General features: G+C 42.5%; 14 protein-coding genes. 7 read left to right on the forward strand and 7 right to left on the reverse strand.

The annotated features are described in order from the left end of the window. Positions 1-4: 4 nt before the first annotated feature. On the reverse strand, positions 5-1,180 hold the full coding sequence (locus ACU1JV_RS19655; protein WP_413987050.1) for an alanyl-tRNA editing protein: 1,176 nt from the start codon (positions 1,178-1,180) through the stop codon (positions 5-7). 244 nt (positions 1,181-1,424) lie between these two features. On the opposite strand from ACU1JV_RS19655, the gene ACU1JV_RS19660 reads away from it, so the two are divergent. The 3 genes from ACU1JV_RS19660 (at position 1,425) to ACU1JV_RS19670 (ending at position 4,648) form a co-directional block, all read left to right on the forward strand. Beyond that, complete coding sequence (locus ACU1JV_RS19660) at positions 1,425-1,958, forward strand: MarR family winged helix-turn-helix transcriptional regulator (RefSeq protein WP_413987051.1); 534 nt, start codon at positions 1,425-1,427, stop codon at positions 1,956-1,958. Between the two features lie 136 nt (positions 1,959-2,094). After that, complete coding sequence (locus tag ACU1JV_RS19665) at positions 2,095-3,414, forward strand: HlyD family secretion protein (protein ID WP_413987052.1); 1,320 nt, start codon at positions 2,095-2,097, stop codon at positions 3,412-3,414. After that, positions 3,398-4,648 (forward strand): ABC transporter permease, encoded by a 1,251-nt coding sequence (locus tag ACU1JV_RS19670; protein WP_413987053.1) that lies wholly within the window; start codon positions 3,398-3,400, stop codon positions 4,646-4,648. The genes ACU1JV_RS19665 and ACU1JV_RS19670 overlap by 17 nt, the downstream gene beginning before the upstream one ends. Positions 4,649-4,769: 121 nt before the next feature. On the opposite strand, the gene ACU1JV_RS19675 is transcribed toward ACU1JV_RS19670, so the two are convergent. Next, complete coding sequence (locus ACU1JV_RS19675) at positions 4,770-5,330, reverse strand: NAD(P)H oxidoreductase (protein WP_209949881.1); 561 nt, start codon at positions 5,328-5,330, stop codon at positions 4,770-4,772. Between the two features lie 161 nt (positions 5,331-5,491). On the opposite strand from ACU1JV_RS19675, the gene ACU1JV_RS19680 reads away from it, so the two are divergent. Then, the gene (locus ACU1JV_RS19680) at positions 5,492-5,887 is read left to right on the forward strand and encodes a winged helix-turn-helix transcriptional regulator (RefSeq protein ID WP_413987054.1); all 396 of its coding nucleotides are present in this window, start codon (positions 5,492-5,494) and stop codon (positions 5,885-5,887) included. 41 nt (positions 5,888-5,928) lie between these two features. On the opposite strand, the gene arsC is transcribed toward ACU1JV_RS19680, so the two are convergent. From arsC to ACU1JV_RS19700, 4 genes are all read right to left on the reverse strand, one after another. Continuing rightward, positions 5,929-6,348 carry an arsenate reductase (thioredoxin) gene (arsC, locus tag ACU1JV_RS19685; RefSeq protein WP_413987516.1) on the reverse strand — a complete coding sequence of 140 codons (420 nt, stop codon included), beginning with the start codon at positions 6,346-6,348 and terminating at the stop codon, positions 5,929-5,931. A gap of 25 nt (positions 6,349-6,373) precedes the next feature. Continuing rightward, entirely contained in the window at positions 6,374-7,663 is a 1,290-nt protein-coding gene (locus ACU1JV_RS19690) for an arsenic transporter (protein WP_413987055.1), read from the reverse strand. A gap of 87 nt (positions 7,664-7,750) precedes the next feature. After that, positions 7,751-8,101 (reverse strand): ArsR/SmtB family transcription factor, encoded by a 351-nt coding sequence (locus ACU1JV_RS19695; RefSeq protein ID WP_413987056.1) that lies wholly within the window; start codon positions 8,099-8,101, stop codon positions 7,751-7,753. 81 nt (positions 8,102-8,182) lie between these two features. Beyond that, positions 8,183-9,772, reverse strand: a complete 1,590-nt coding sequence (locus tag ACU1JV_RS19700) for an alkaline phosphatase family protein (protein ID WP_413987057.1) — start codon at positions 9,770-9,772, stop codon at positions 8,183-8,185. Between the two features lie 173 nt (positions 9,773-9,945). On the opposite strand from ACU1JV_RS19700, the gene ACU1JV_RS19705 reads away from it, so the two are divergent. The 3 genes from ACU1JV_RS19705 (at position 9,946) to ACU1JV_RS19715 (ending at position 12,646) form a co-directional block, all read left to right on the forward strand. Beyond that, positions 9,946-10,575, forward strand: coding sequence for a class I SAM-dependent methyltransferase (locus tag ACU1JV_RS19705; RefSeq protein WP_080567883.1), 630 nt, complete (start codon positions 9,946-9,948; stop codon positions 10,573-10,575). Next, positions 10,532-11,314 (forward strand): alpha/beta fold hydrolase, encoded by a 783-nt coding sequence (locus tag ACU1JV_RS19710; protein WP_413987058.1) that lies wholly within the window; start codon positions 10,532-10,534, stop codon positions 11,312-11,314. The genes ACU1JV_RS19705 and ACU1JV_RS19710 overlap by 44 nt, the downstream gene beginning before the upstream one ends. 105 nt (positions 11,315-11,419) lie before the next feature. Further along, on the forward strand, positions 11,420-12,646 hold the full coding sequence (locus ACU1JV_RS19715) for a sugar efflux transporter (RefSeq protein ID WP_413987059.1): 1,227 nt from the start codon (positions 11,420-11,422) through the stop codon (positions 12,644-12,646). Between the two features lie 146 nt (positions 12,647-12,792). On the opposite strand, the gene ACU1JV_RS19720 is transcribed toward ACU1JV_RS19715, so the two are convergent. Continuing rightward, positions 12,793-14,010 (reverse strand): macrolide family glycosyltransferase, encoded by a 1,218-nt coding sequence (locus ACU1JV_RS19720; RefSeq protein ID WP_413987060.1) that lies wholly within the window; start codon positions 14,008-14,010, stop codon positions 12,793-12,795. Between the last annotated feature and the right edge of the window lie 122 nt (positions 14,011-14,132).

The raw sequence follows: 14,132 nt of genomic DNA on the forward strand, positions 1-14,132 counted from the left end.
TACATCAGCCCTGAATGAACTGTCGCTGGGCCGTTTCGAAGAAATTCAAGAGGTCATTGCGGGACGAAAATGCTGCCTGAGCAGATTGGTTGCTACCGCCCCCTTTGCCCTGAAACGCGCCCAGATTTTCCTTTAAAAACGCTCCGCAGCTAATGGATTGGGTACCGTTGTGTGCGAGAATGATTTTGTTTTCTGCTGTTGTGGCAAATAAAACAAGCAAATCACGCTCAGCGGTCAGCTTGGCAGCCAATTGCTGCATCTCCTGAATGGATTTTTGTTCAAATACATGAGCAAGAACATGCCCCTGTACAGCAGACAGTAACTCTTTCGCCTGGTACGATGCATTTTCCTCTTGTAGGAGCTCTGCTTGCGCCTTGAGCTGCTTATGCTCCTGCTCCCACTTTTCGAATCGAGTCAAAATATCCTTTCGCCCAGTATTGAACTTCGCAGATAACACGTCCAAAATCCGAACACTATCATTAAAGTCGTGGAGTGCGCGAGCACCACATTTGAAATGGATTCTCGTCATCCCTTTTTGCTTTTCCCATTTCAAGCATTTAATCATTCCAATTTCCCCGGTCTGAGCCACATGTGTACCACCGCAAGCATTATATTCAATGCCTTCGATCTCAACAATCCGAATATTTTCCGTCACTTTAGGCATTTTCACAAGCGGAATGTCCTTCAATTGCTCATGGGTTACAAAATAGCTTTTTATGCTGCGGTTATTATAGATTTGCTGATTTACTTCCTGTTCGATTGCCGATAGCTGCGCAGATGTTACTTCCGAACAGTTGACATCGATTGTGGCGTACTCTTGTCCCAAATGAAAGCTTTCTGTACGCGCACCCAACAGCTCCAGGCAAACCGCTGACAGCAAATGCTGTCCGCTATGCTGCTGCATATGATCAAATCTGCGCTCCCAATCCAATTGGCAGGCCACTTTCCCCTCCTCCGGCAAACGTTCTACTTTATGCCAAATATCTCCATCCTCTAGAGCAACATCTAATACACGGATGCCCTGAATCGTTCCTGTATCACACGGCTGACCTCCGCCATGCGGATAAAAGGCCGTTTCCTCAAGCATAACAAAAAATGCTCCGTCTCTTTCCATGCTCTGTGTAATATGAGTGTCCCACTCCGTAAGATTTGGAGCAGTGTAATATAATTTGGCAGCCATTTCAGTCCCTCACTTTTGGGTATCTTTGTCTTGTCTCGTCCGATATTCACTTATTATCAAGCACTTCACTGTAAATATCAATGCAGTGAATAGCTTGAACTACTGCACGAACAACCTCCATGTGCTAAGAAATCTGCATGACGATTAACAAAATTTAGCTTGAAATTCATTTTTGAATCGATTAAGATTAGTCGGCTAACTAATTTGTCGACTGGAACACAATGTAAGAAGAAAGGAGAACCTTATGGATTTTGATTTACGGGACTTGCCCACTCGTGAAGCGCTGCAAGAATTTTCTATGCGTATCCCAGAGATTGATGTAAGAGCGACAGAAGCGATGCTATTTTTTATGCGCGTATCCTCCAGTCTTTTTAAAGTCAGCTTTGAAGGCTTTGAGAAGTTTGGTATATCTCACGGAAAATTTTCAATATTAATTCTTCTGTATCGCAACATCCAAACTGGGTTGCTGGCTACAGAGCTTGCGGAGAAAGTAGGGGTTAGCAAGCCTACCGTTACCGGTCTGCTTGACCGTCTGGAACGCGATGGGCTTATTATGAGATCCGTTCATCCTTCCGACCGCCGTATGAGCATTGTTAAACTGACCAAACAAGGAACAGAAATGATGGAGAGACTGCTGCCTGTACATTTTACATGCACTTCCACACTGATGAGCCATCTATCCAACGATGAAAAAGAACTGCTCCTGACATTACTGAAAAAAATAGAAAGCGGCATCCCTGAAGCAAAAGAGATATATAAAGCAGCAAAGCCAGAGTAAGTTTTAATTTTTGCATTTTAGTTAGCTGACTAACATCTAAATTATTAAATAATAGAATAAATAAAATGTACATAATCAGGATATTTATTCGAGTCTAGGTTGAATCCATTTTATGAACATAAGGAGCATATTACCCATGAATCGCACACAAGTCACCAGCCTTATCATCCCTGTCATTTCTATTGCCTGTCTGATCGGCGGGGGGTTCCTGCTTCAGACTAACGGACAAGACCAAGTCACTACTTCGCGATCCGTTAAAGGCACAACGCTCAATGCTGATAGCATTCATGTATCTTTTGAACAAGTAGGCGGCAAAGTCCTAAACATCCCGGTAACAGAAGAAACGAAAGTGAAAAAAGGAACTGTCCTTATGGCTTTGGATTCCAAAGATGTGGATTTGCAAATTGAGCAGCTGCGGACACAAATCGCGCAGTTCAATACACAGATCAGCCAACAGCAAAAATCCATCCAATTAGGGTACACACGAGCAACAACTCAGGAAAAACAAGCACAGCTGGATATCGCGCAAGCTCAAGTCACTGAGAGCAAAAGCCAAGCGGCACTGCTGCGGGCACAGGCAGCTGAGCGTCAAGCCACTGCTGCGGAACAACAGGTCAATAATGGTGCTCGGGATGAAGATGTTCAGCAGCAACGAATTGCCGTAGCTTCTGCCACCAAAAGCGTTCAGACGGCTCAGACCAACTACAAACGTAATAAAGCACTTTATGATGCAGGAAGTGCATCCAAAGCAGTGTTGGATGATGCTGAATCCTCATTGACTTTAGCGACAAATCAGTTGAGCCAGCAAAAGGAGTCTCTTCAAAAGCTGCTCCATGGCGCTACTCCTGAAGAACGTATGCAGGCCAGTGAACAGACCACACAAGCAGCGGTTGCGGTAAAACAAGCCGAGGAGGAAATCCGTGGTGCCCAATTGTCCGTCGATCGTTCCAAAACCCAACTGGAAACCATTCAGCAAAGCCGTCAACAGCTAGCAGATCAGAAGCTGGCTATCGACCTTTTAAAGCAACAAAAAGACACACTGGAAGTTCAGCTTAAAACATTGCTGCTCAAAAAAGAGCGGCTGGTATTAAAGGCACCACAGGATGGCAAGGTTACTTCGATTAGTACAAAAGTCGGCGAAAATGTCGCACAAGGGGCGCCTGTGATTACCCTGGAAACCAACGATTTATATTACGATCTGTATGTGAATGAAGAACAAGCGGGTAAATTCAAGGCCAATCAAGAAGTTAAAACCCGAGTATCTGCTCTCAACAAGGACTTGAAAGGTACCGTACGTTATGTGACCGCTGCGCCGCAATTCGCTAATGTAAAGATGTCCCGTGAAAAAGGTGAGGCAGATACCGCCACATTCCAAGTACGTGTATATGTAACAAGAGAAGCCGCTTTGCTACCAGGCATGACAGTTGAGGTGAATACGAATGAAATCACTTCGTGATGAATGGACGTATCTGGTTCACTCCAAGTATCCGATCATAGCTATCATCTTCCCGCTGATTGCAGTGCTGGGGTACTCCCTGCTGCTCCCAAGCAGCCAAATTAACGATGCTAACGTGGTAGTGGTGGATCAGGATAACACAGCCTACAGCCGTGAGTTGATTCAGAAAATAGATGCTTCTCCATATATGAACGTAGCTGAGATTGTTTCGTTTACGGACAACCCTGAGCAGTATTTTTACCACGAAAAATATTTAGCCGTTATTTCCCTGCCGCACGGTTTAGAGGACAATCACCATCGTTCCCTTTCCAGCCGTGTGGGTCTCATTCTTGATAACACCAACGTTCAATCTATTACTTCCATTCGTACAGCTATGCAGGAAATTAGCGTTTCCGAGAATATGGAACTGTCTGTTCCAGCTATGTTGAAAACGGGGATGAACGCCGAACAGGCTCAGGGAGCTCTCAATGGTATCGCCTTAGAGGTGCGTTCCCTGTTTAACCCAACCAATGATTATCAGAACACGACGATACTTGCCTTCACTTGTATGTTCTCTTTTATGATACTCAATATCAACAGCTTACCTATCGTTGCCAGACTAAGGGTTTCCAAGAGACTGGCTGCCGAACTGCAAAATCCATTCAACATCCTGCTGCGTATTCTTCCTTATACGCTGTTTTCGACGGCTGGCTTAATCTTCTCTCTCGGGATGCTTAAAATGTTTGGGGGAGGTCGTTTCGAGGCCAATCCGATCCTCTTCATGATTCCGGTTGTCCTATATGTATTCGGTACCGTATGTTTCAATATCCTGGTTGCATGGGGCGCTGCACATCCGGGAATTGCTATTGGAAGAATGGTGATGGTGCTCATGCCTGCTTTTGTGCTGTCGGGAGCTGTTCTTTCCAGATCACTGTTTCCACCTTTAGCGATTCAAATCGGTGATTTTTTCCCCTTCGTATGGATGTACAAATTCCTGCGCACCATGGGACTGCGGAGCGCGCCTTTTCAGGAGATGCTTCCCGAACTCGGTTCTCTGTTACTATATGTTGGTGTACTCTCCATGCTGGTGATCGCCAGAGCACTGTGGGAAAAACAGAAGCTGGCCAAGCAAACTGCGGGTTCTGCTTCTGAAAAGGGATCACCACTTCACGTTGTTCCAGCAAGCTCAACTGGCGGCGGGTTATCTATGCAAGGGACACCGTCAGCACCTATGCACGAGCCTATAAAAGGATAAAGTCTCGTCTGTAAAATAAAAAAGAGTTAAGTGCTATCTAATGAGCCTTAACCCTTTTCAATAATCAGGATTTTGCAAATTCCTCAACAATATGAAATTCTCATTGTTATCAGAATAAGTTTTACTTATATGCCAGACCTAATTGATAAGCGTGCTCCAGTAAACCTTCAATGTATTCTTTCGATTCGGACAAAGTATCATAGAAGAACTCCACCTTGGACTCTCTTACTCTTGCGTAACCAGCAATGGCTTTATTCAAATAATTAGTAACCAAATCGTGATATTCATACTTGATCAGATGTTCTTTCGTCCCTCCCGCCAAGCACATCCACAGAACCTGCTTTGTCGTGAACTCCTGAAGTAAACCTATGTTCCACACTTTATCCAGGTACCCTTTTAGCATGGACGGGACACTATACCACCATAGTGGAAACACAAAGACCAGAGCATCCGCAGCCACTATTCTATCCATCTCTTTCCGTGTTTCAGGGGCATATTGTTTATGGGTCGTATTCCAATCCAGCTCATCTGCAGCGCTGTACACCGGATTGTATCCATCCCGATCCAAGTCCAAAATATCTACCTCGTGCTTATTCTCTTTCAATCCCTCTACAAAACGATTCATAACCGCAAGGGTAAGTGAATCTTCTCTAGGATGCGTGACGACCAATAGAACTTTCATATATCCGTAACCTTCTTTCTCCTCATAATTAGTGAACCCTGTCTACAGATGCTATTATGGATGTTATACATTAAAGTGTGAAGTACGCACTTCAATGTACTGTAGGTACTTTAAGGTTCCTTAGTGCCTTTTGTATTACAGATCGGAGAGGGGGAAAGTCTATGAAAGACAAAGCCAAAACCTATATGCTCGGAATCGAGGCAACTTTGGAGGTCATCAGTGGAAAGTGGAAAGGTATTATCCTACACCATTTAACCAGCGGCAGAAAACGTACATACGAACTTCGTCAACTCATTCCGAAAATCACCCAAAAAGTGCTCACCCAACAGCTTAGAGAGCTTGAAAAGGATGGAATCATCCACCGCATCATTTATAACCAGGTTCCACCCAAAGTGGAGTACGAGCTTAGTGAATATGGCTGGGATTTTAAAGATTTGCTTGATCGTTTTTGCTTATGGGGAGAAGATCATTTGGATAGGATCTATGGAGATAAAACAAAGGTGCTGGAAGAGTATTCTGTGAAGGAAAAAAACGCCAAACAAGCACCACCTCTTTAAGGAGGCGTGCTTGTTTGAAATACTATAGCTGTGTACCTTGTTTATTCACCAGTCTCCGCAAATTTGCGAATACGAGCTCCTACTTCATCCCGCACGCGCTGGAATACACTCCATTTCTCCTCTTCTGTTCCTTGTGCTTTAGCCGGATCATCAAATCCCCAATGTTCACGGCGCACGTGCGGAGGTGTGATAGGACATTTATCGGCAGCATCTCCGCATAAGGTCACAACTAAATCCGCGCTATTCAGCAAAACAGAATCAATAATATCTGAAGTTTGACCGGAAATATCCAACCCAACTTCATTCATTGCCTGCACCGCTTTAGGGTTAAGGCCGTGTGCTTCAATGCCCGCACTGTATACATTCCAACGGTCTCCCAAGTATTGCTTAGCCCAGCCTTCTGCCATTTGACTGCGGCAAGAGTTACCAGTACACAAAAAATAAATTGTCTTCTTTTCCATCATTAACGTCTCCTTCGATGTTCAATTACGAAATGATTAACCACAGATATAAGCCCAGCAGGGTAATAAAAAGTGTAGGAATAGTTAAGACGATGCCTGTTTTAAAATAAGTACCCCAAGAAATTTTCACGTTTTTGGATCGAAGCACATGCAACCACAATAATGTGGCTAACGAACCGATTGGGGTTATCTTCGGTCCGAGATCCGACCCTATAACGTTAGCATAAATAAGAGCCTCTTTGACTATACCAGTTGTATGGGTGGCATCAATGGCAAGCGCATTAATCATGACCGTAGGCAAGTTATTCATACCCGACGAGATAATCGCCGCAATAAATCCCATGACCATGGTGGCCACAAACATACCTTGATCAGCAGCCGCTTGAATCACATGGGACAGCAGATCCGTCAAACCGGCATTACGCACACCATACACCACAACATACATCCCGATGGAGAAAAACACGATGGCCCATGGAGCGCCCTTGATGACTTCTTTCATGGGTACCACAGGGCTTCTTCTAGCCATCAGCAAGAAAAAGATGGCAATGATACAGGCCACCACCGAGACGGGAATGTCTAAAAATTCGCTTGCAAAGTAGCCAACCAACAATATTGTGAGAACAACCCAGGACATACGGAACATCTTTGGATCTTTTATTGCATTTGCAGGCGTGATTAACTGTGTCGTATCAAACGTTTTAGGAATTCTTTTGCGAAAAAAGAGATACAGTACCACGATACTAGCCAATAAGGAAAACAGATTAGGTACAATCATACGACTCGCATATTCCATAAAACTGATTCCAAAAAAGTCGGCTGACACAATATTAACGAGGTTGCTGACTACAAGCGGAAGCGACGTCGTATCTGCAATAAATCCGCTCGCAATGATAAAAGGAAACACCATTTTCTCATCCAATTTCAGTGCCCGAACCATCGCCAGTACAATTGGTGTCAAAATTAAGGCCGCACCGTCATTGGCAAAAAAGGCAGCAACTACGGCACCCAGCAGGCTCACATAGACAAACATCCGGGTTCCGCTTCCACGGGCTATCCGTGCCATGTGAAGTGCTGCCCATTCGAAGAAACCAATTTTATCAAGAACTAATGAAATCAGAATAATGGCAACAAAAGCTAGTGTTGCATTCCAGACAATCTGAGTCACTTCCCAAACATCATGCAAATCGACGACACCTACCAATAGAGCAAGTACAGCTCCTCCGCAGGCGGACCAGCCAATAGACAGATTTTTAGGCTGCCAGATCACTAGCACTAAAGTGGCTAAGAATATAATGCAAGCCAACAAAATCAATGTTCTAAACCTCCATTACATTACCTTATAAACATATACTTATATTAAAAACACAGTTATTCCACAAGGAGATAAACGGAACAGGCTTTAGGATGAACAAGCTGAGGAATCCGGTCCACAAGATGCGATCGGTTCCTCTTTATTCAGCCATTTTAAAATCTGCTTGGAGCCTGGCATACTCTCAAGAACAGCTTGAATATGCGGCTTATCCTCTACGTTTAAGGAATAGTATACCCACTGACTTCGTCGTTCTTCTTTTACAATTCCTTGCGACTTTAATTTTCTAAGATGTTGGCTGATTGCTGGCTGCGACATATCAAAAATATCTACAAATTCGCAAACACACCATTCTCTTTCTCTTAGCAGGGAAAGAATGGCTAATCGGGTTTTATCCCCCAATAGCTTTAAATGATCGGCTATACAACCTAGTTGATCCAATGTATGACCTCCTTCCAATAGAAATAATAATATGCTTATATACTAATATGGATTAACTTTAATATCAAGAACGCTCAATACTTATTTGTTCACCAATTGCAGAATCCAGTCTTTTATATCCACAATACGCAGTGTTTTGGGCTGTGTATTCGTTCCAGAAATAATTAGTGGAACAAGGGAATCTTTTTCGTGCAGCGATCCATGGGCTCCCCCTCCGATGTGGGTAGGGGAACTTTCGCTGACGAGTTCGTATCCCGGTTGGACCGTGACGACAACATATCTTCCCTCATGCGAATTCATTGCCCCGTGTAGCCTCGCCAAAATATCTGGATATTTTCCATATTTGATCCGGTTATTATTTACCGTAATATCCACAAGGTCCTCTTCGCCCGATAATGTCCACGATTGTCCATATTCATCCATATATTTTCCACCGGGACGATAAGAAAACAATTTACCCTTTTTGCCTTTTGTAACATGAATATGGTTTGTACCATCTTTCATAGCGATAATGTCGAGCTTGTTCTCCTTTTGTAAAGACTTCACCACATCGGATAACTCTACGTTATCGTTTATTGCATAGATATAGGCCATCCGTTCATTAGCGGCAATCACGATCTGGTCATCACTTCTTACGGGTTGATTTAATTTTGCAATACGGTAATGGCTTAAAAGAGACCTTAAATCAACAGTCGCTGCCTGTCGATCATCATATACAGCGCTTTGCGCACTATCGCCCATGACAATCCATATCGCACTGTTTACAGCCTCTTCCCACGAACCGTATGTGTTCAACACAGTTTGCAGTGCTTGGTCCGCTTTTTCAATTCCCTTTAGTTGAGTGGGACCCTTTCTATGCGCCAAATTATCATTCTCTGGGAAGTAGGCGATAGTTACATCTGGAAGTTTTTTCTGGCTGATTAAAAAAGCGGTATCCTTTGCGGAAAATTCGTTGTTCATCCCAAATTTTTTCCACACAGGAGTGTTCCAGCTATTTTTCGGATTCAATTGTGCCAGAGCTGCATAGGATAACCATTTAGGTCCTGTGACTATCATTTTTTCTGGTACTCTACTGCTATTCGCTATGAAGTCAGGCACTTTGAGGGCATGTTTCGTTCTTCCTCTAAAAACAATAGCATTGATGGACGCGGATTCTTCCCCTTTATCAGCCAATTCCTCATGGATGGTTTTCGTTTTTTTGTTCAGATGAACTTGGTTTAATTGGTAAATGGCATCTAAAAATACTTGCAGTTGGTCTATCTTTAGGGCTTCCTTGGCACCATTTCCGTAGAAAATCATGCGTTTCCTTGAGTCGCTGTACCACACAAGTCCGGGCACATGATGTTGGTCTGCATACGTCCCCGTTAATAAGGTACTGTCGATGGTCACAGACATCGTGGGAAATGAACTCACTACATGTGGGAAATATTTCCCTTGATGAAGGAGATATTGCATTGCCGGAGCACGGCCTTCTTGAATCGCATCCTGCAAAGGCTTATCCATTAAAGAATCAATCATGATGAATATGACCGGTTTGGCCTTATTATTCACTGGGATATGGGACTTGATGCTTTGTTGATTTAGCTGTTGACTGGAGTCCGCCCTGCAACCGACGATTAGTAAACTTAAACTTAGCACTAGTACAATCGTGATTTTATACTTTATTCCCATTTGTGTATCCCTTTCTTTGAAAAACACAATTCCCTTGATTTTTTTATTTTTGCTTACACTAAAAAAAATTATTCCGAAATGAATTTTTTTAATCTAATATGCCAAATTACTTCTAGTGACTCGAATAATTAGAAAGCTGGTGAACTCCCATTAACATCCCGTTCTCACCTAGACTGTATCATTGGTTTGTCCGTCCAAAGTGGTTTACTAAAAAATATATCCATGATCATGTGCATTCCCATTTTTCCTTTGATAGCCAAACTGTACTGGATTTTGGCTGTGGTACTGGAGCAAATTGCTCCATGTTTAACCCGTTGTATTATGTTGGAATTGATCCTGACGCCCAACGAATTGATTATGCAAAGCGATTATATAGCCACCATGCATTTCAAGTATTTAATAGTAATAATTTACCATTTGATAATGAGTCGTTCGACTACATACTTATTATCGCTGTATTACACCACATTTCTTCGGATGAAATATCTAGCTACATGAAGGAATTCCAAAGAATCCTAAAGCCTAACGGAACCATTGTCATTATGGAACCATGTTTATCCAAGAAAAAACCGCTATGTAACTGGTTTATGAAATGGTACGACAACGGAGAGTATATTCGTAATGAAAAAGAATATATTCAATTGTTTAGAGATCAGGATTATGATTGTAGGGTCTTAAAACGATTCCGAAAATGTTTTTTATATCACGAGTTGTTTTTTTCAGTAAAACCAAAATCTTTAATGGGAGGGGAAAATAACAATGACTACTACAAGCATAAACGGATACTCGATGCACTATATTGATTCCGGTGAAGGAATGACCATCCTATTTATCCACCCTCCAGTACTCACAAGTTTAAATTTCACATACCAAATCCAAGGACTATCGCCCGATTTTCGAACTGTAGCTTTTGATATCAGAGGACACGGTAAAAGTCAGCCTTCCGAACAAACGGTTACTTACCCTCTCATCGCCCAGGATATTAAGCATTTGATGGACCGGATGAGCTTGGATAAAGTATTTTTGTGTGGATATTCTACCGGCGGCTCGATAGTACTTGAATTCCTCCTGACTTATCCAAACCGAGCATGGGGAGGCATTGTTATCAGTGGAATGTCGGAGGTAAACGATTGGCGCCTAAGAAACAAAATTTCTTTGGGCATTGCTCTATCCAAAATCGGCGCAGTTGGTACGATTGCGCTTTCGATTGCTTGGTCACAAACGAAACAGCTACCTTTGTTCCGTAAGTTATTCAACGATGCGAAGCAGAGCCATCCCGGGAATGTCGAACAATATTATCGTTACAGCTTGAAGTATAACTGTACCTCACGGCTCGGGGAAATCCATCTTCCTGTCCTGCTCGTTTATGGTGAAGAGGATAAACACTTTCATCCTTATGCCAACATATTGCATCAGCAATTACCGAAGAGTGAGCTTGTTTTCATTAAAAAAGCCGATCACCGCCTCCCTACGAAGGCCGCTGGAACATTGAATGAACTGATCAAGCAGTTCATAGAACGCTTCAGTGAAAATAATTTATAATATTTTATACAATGTAAATATACAAATTATGCTAAAGTCATATATAGTTTAGGTTGGATAGGTATGTAAGTTCTGCTTCTAAACCTAAAGGGGTGTAAAAATGAAATGCTAAAGCGTATTCAAAATCTTTTCTTTATCCCTAACTACCCGCTATTTATGATCTGTATGTTATTGCAAGGTATGGCTATTTCCATAAGTGCACCTTTTTTAGCTGTATATTTTACAAGTACACTTGGCGTATCTGTGGGAACCTTTGGTGTGTTTACAGCGGTGACTTTGATTTGTGGTATATGGATAAGCTCCCTTATTGCCAAACGCTCCGATACCGGGTTAGACCGCAAACAAATTTTAGTGATTTGTACGTTATTTAATGCTGTAGCCTTTGCTGGATATCTTGTAATCCAAAATTTTTATGTACTTTTTATTTATATGACTGTCTTTACGGCAATTGGCGCCCCTGGGATGCCACAGTTATTTGCCAGTGCACGTGAGGCGGTAGATCGCAGTAAATCTGCGGATCATGCCTTTGCGAATTCAACGCTTCGTTCTATGTTTTCTCTTGGCTTTATTACCGGGCCGCTCTTTGGTTCCTTCTTGATTGCACATACGGGCTTTAAAGGTATTTTTGTCGGTACGACCTCTATTTTTGTACTTATTGCCGTTCTTCTATTCTTTTTTATCAAGCAGCCTCCTGTTCAAGCTAAAAATAAGGATCAACTTTCACTTCATCACATTACATTACATAAAAATATTAAAATTCTGATTCCTTTTCTAGTTCTTACTCTGCTTTATACGTCTCACTGGATGAATAGTTTGAACATTTCCTTGTTCATCATCCACAATTTAAAAGGTGACACGAATGACGTTGCCCTAGTATCCAGTATTTGCGCAATCTTAGAGATACCCTTGATGCTCATGCTGGGTGTACTAGCAGCCAAATACTCCAACCGTTTGCTTATATTTTTAGGGGCTCTAACAGGCGTTGTCTATTATCTTCTCGTCCTTATGTCTACGGAGATGTGGCAGCTATTTGTGGGACAGCTTCTTCTAGCCTTCTTTGTTGCAGTGATATCAGCCATTGGTATCAGCTACATGCAAGATTTGTTGCCATCTCTGCCCGGATATGCCTCGACACTGTATTCCAATGCGACAACGATCGGAAGACTGGCGGGGAGCTTGATGGGCGGATTGTTCGCTCAATGGATGGGTTATCGAAACTCCTATTGGGTATGCTTATTCCTGATTCTCTGTTGCCTTGGTCTGCTCGCGATTTCAAAAAAATTAGAGTTTGACAACTCGGCTGCTCTACAAGAAAGAAATCACAGTCTATAGGACAGCACCAATACAAAAAGCAGCACGTAATCTGGACGAGAACCTGAAGTCCGTTTACGTGCTGCTTTGTTATGCTATCATGCCATGCATGGTCCAGATTGGTTACATCGTAAGCCTCCGCACACGCACCCTATTTTTCTCGCATCCTAATTTCCTATAGTAGAGAAACGACTCATAATTGCATCTGCCGCATACGTATAGCCGCCAGCCTGACGTAGTGATTGGCCAACTACATGCGCCTGTTGTTTATAGATGGCTTGATTTAAAACCTCTACCAAAGCAGCTTTTAAGATAGCGGGTGTAAGCTCATTTTTATTCACAGCAATACCCGCTCCCAGCTCTTGTACCCGATTGGCCACGATCGGTTGATCCGATGTCATGGGAACCAGAACCATTGGCACGTTGTAATACAAAGCTTCGCTTGCACTGTTCATTCCCCCATGTGTAATAAAGGCATCTACACGCTGGAGCATTTCCAGCTGCGGAATATAGGGCTTGATCATAAAATTGTCCGGGATATTGACTGCCAATAATTCCATCTCCGCATATTGGCCTGATGAAAGTACAAATTGCACAGGCAAATCGCGAAATGCTTCAAAGCAAAGCTTGTAAAACTCCAAATCTCTATTAAGAATAGTTCCCAATGATATATAAACAACCTGCGGATACAAAGCACGAAGCTGTTCGAACGGAAAAGAAGGTGCATCTTTACGAGGTACAATAGATGGACCTGCAAAAATATAACTATCATCCAGCTTTTCAGCTTGCGGTTGAAAATAACGGCTTGTATACACGACCTTTAGGCTGTGGGAATGTGAATCGAGTTCATCAATAGCGGGGACGGAAACCTGAAACTCCTCAGCTAATTGATGTACTACTTTCATGGTGTCATCATAAAGCTCTCTCACTTTTATATCATGATCATCCCAGCCTTGATCAGATCCCAGAGGCTCTACGAAAGCAAACGAACAGACCGTGCATACCGATGGTATTCCCAGTCTCTCTGCTATAATTTTGCCTCCCCAACCCATTAAATAGTCATAAATCAAATAATCATACACCTTATTTTCAATTGCTTTCATAACCTTTGGAATAATCGGTTCAATCAAACCTTTAACGATCATATTCACGAATTGATAATGATGTTTATATTCAGCCGGCTTTAATACAGGATTATGAATAAATGCATCCACACTAAATGAATAGGTGATCAGGTTTGCTCCCGTTTGTTGAATTCTCGTACCAAATTCCTCTGAACACACATAATCCACTTCTTCACCTCTGTCAACCAGCTGCTTCACTAATCCTAAGGACGGATTAACATGGCCTTCAGCAGGCGTGATCATAACCAACACACGTGCCATCCTACACCTCCAACATAATAATATGTTCAACTAAAAATAATTGTAGGGTTTTTCATGATGTTTACGAACAAGATGTACATTAGCCTCGAGTTTATTACCACCTGTTATGCGCCTAAAAATAC

This window comes from Paenibacillus sp. T2-29 (assembly GCF_052921365.1).

Coding starts and splice junctions, on each gene's coding strand:
- ACU1JV_RS19665 (WP_413987052.1), top strand. CDS start 2,095: ATGAATCGCACACAAGTCACCAGCCTTATCATCCCTGTCATTTCTATT.
- ACU1JV_RS19700 (WP_413987057.1), bottom strand. CDS start 9,772: ATGGGAATAAAGTATAAAATCACGATTGTACTAGTGCTAAGTTTAAGT.
- ACU1JV_RS19720 (WP_413987060.1), bottom strand. CDS start 14,010: ATGGCACGTGTGTTGGTTATGATCACGCCTGCTGAAGGCCATGTTAAT.
- ACU1JV_RS19675 (WP_209949881.1), bottom strand. CDS start 5,330: ATGAAAGTTCTATTGGTCGTCACGCATCCTAGAGAAGATTCACTTACC.
- ACU1JV_RS19655 (WP_413987050.1), bottom strand. CDS start 1,180: ATGGCTGCCAAATTATATTACACTGCTCCAAATCTTACGGAGTGGGAC.
- ACU1JV_RS19680 (WP_413987054.1), top strand. CDS start 5,492: ATGAAAGACAAAGCCAAAACCTATATGCTCGGAATCGAGGCAACTTTG.
- ACU1JV_RS19670 (WP_413987053.1), top strand. CDS start 3,398: ATGAAATCACTTCGTGATGAATGGACGTATCTGGTTCACTCCAAGTAT.
- ACU1JV_RS19710 (WP_413987058.1), top strand. CDS start 10,532: ATGACTACTACAAGCATAAACGGATACTCGATGCACTATATTGATTCC.
- ACU1JV_RS19660 (WP_413987051.1), top strand. CDS start 1,425: ATGGATTTTGATTTACGGGACTTGCCCACTCGTGAAGCGCTGCAAGAA.
- arsC (WP_413987516.1), bottom strand. CDS start 6,348: ATGGAAAAGAAGACAATTTATTTTTTGTGTACTGGTAACTCTTGCCGC.
- ACU1JV_RS19715 (WP_413987059.1), top strand. CDS start 11,420: ATGCTAAAGCGTATTCAAAATCTTTTCTTTATCCCTAACTACCCGCTA.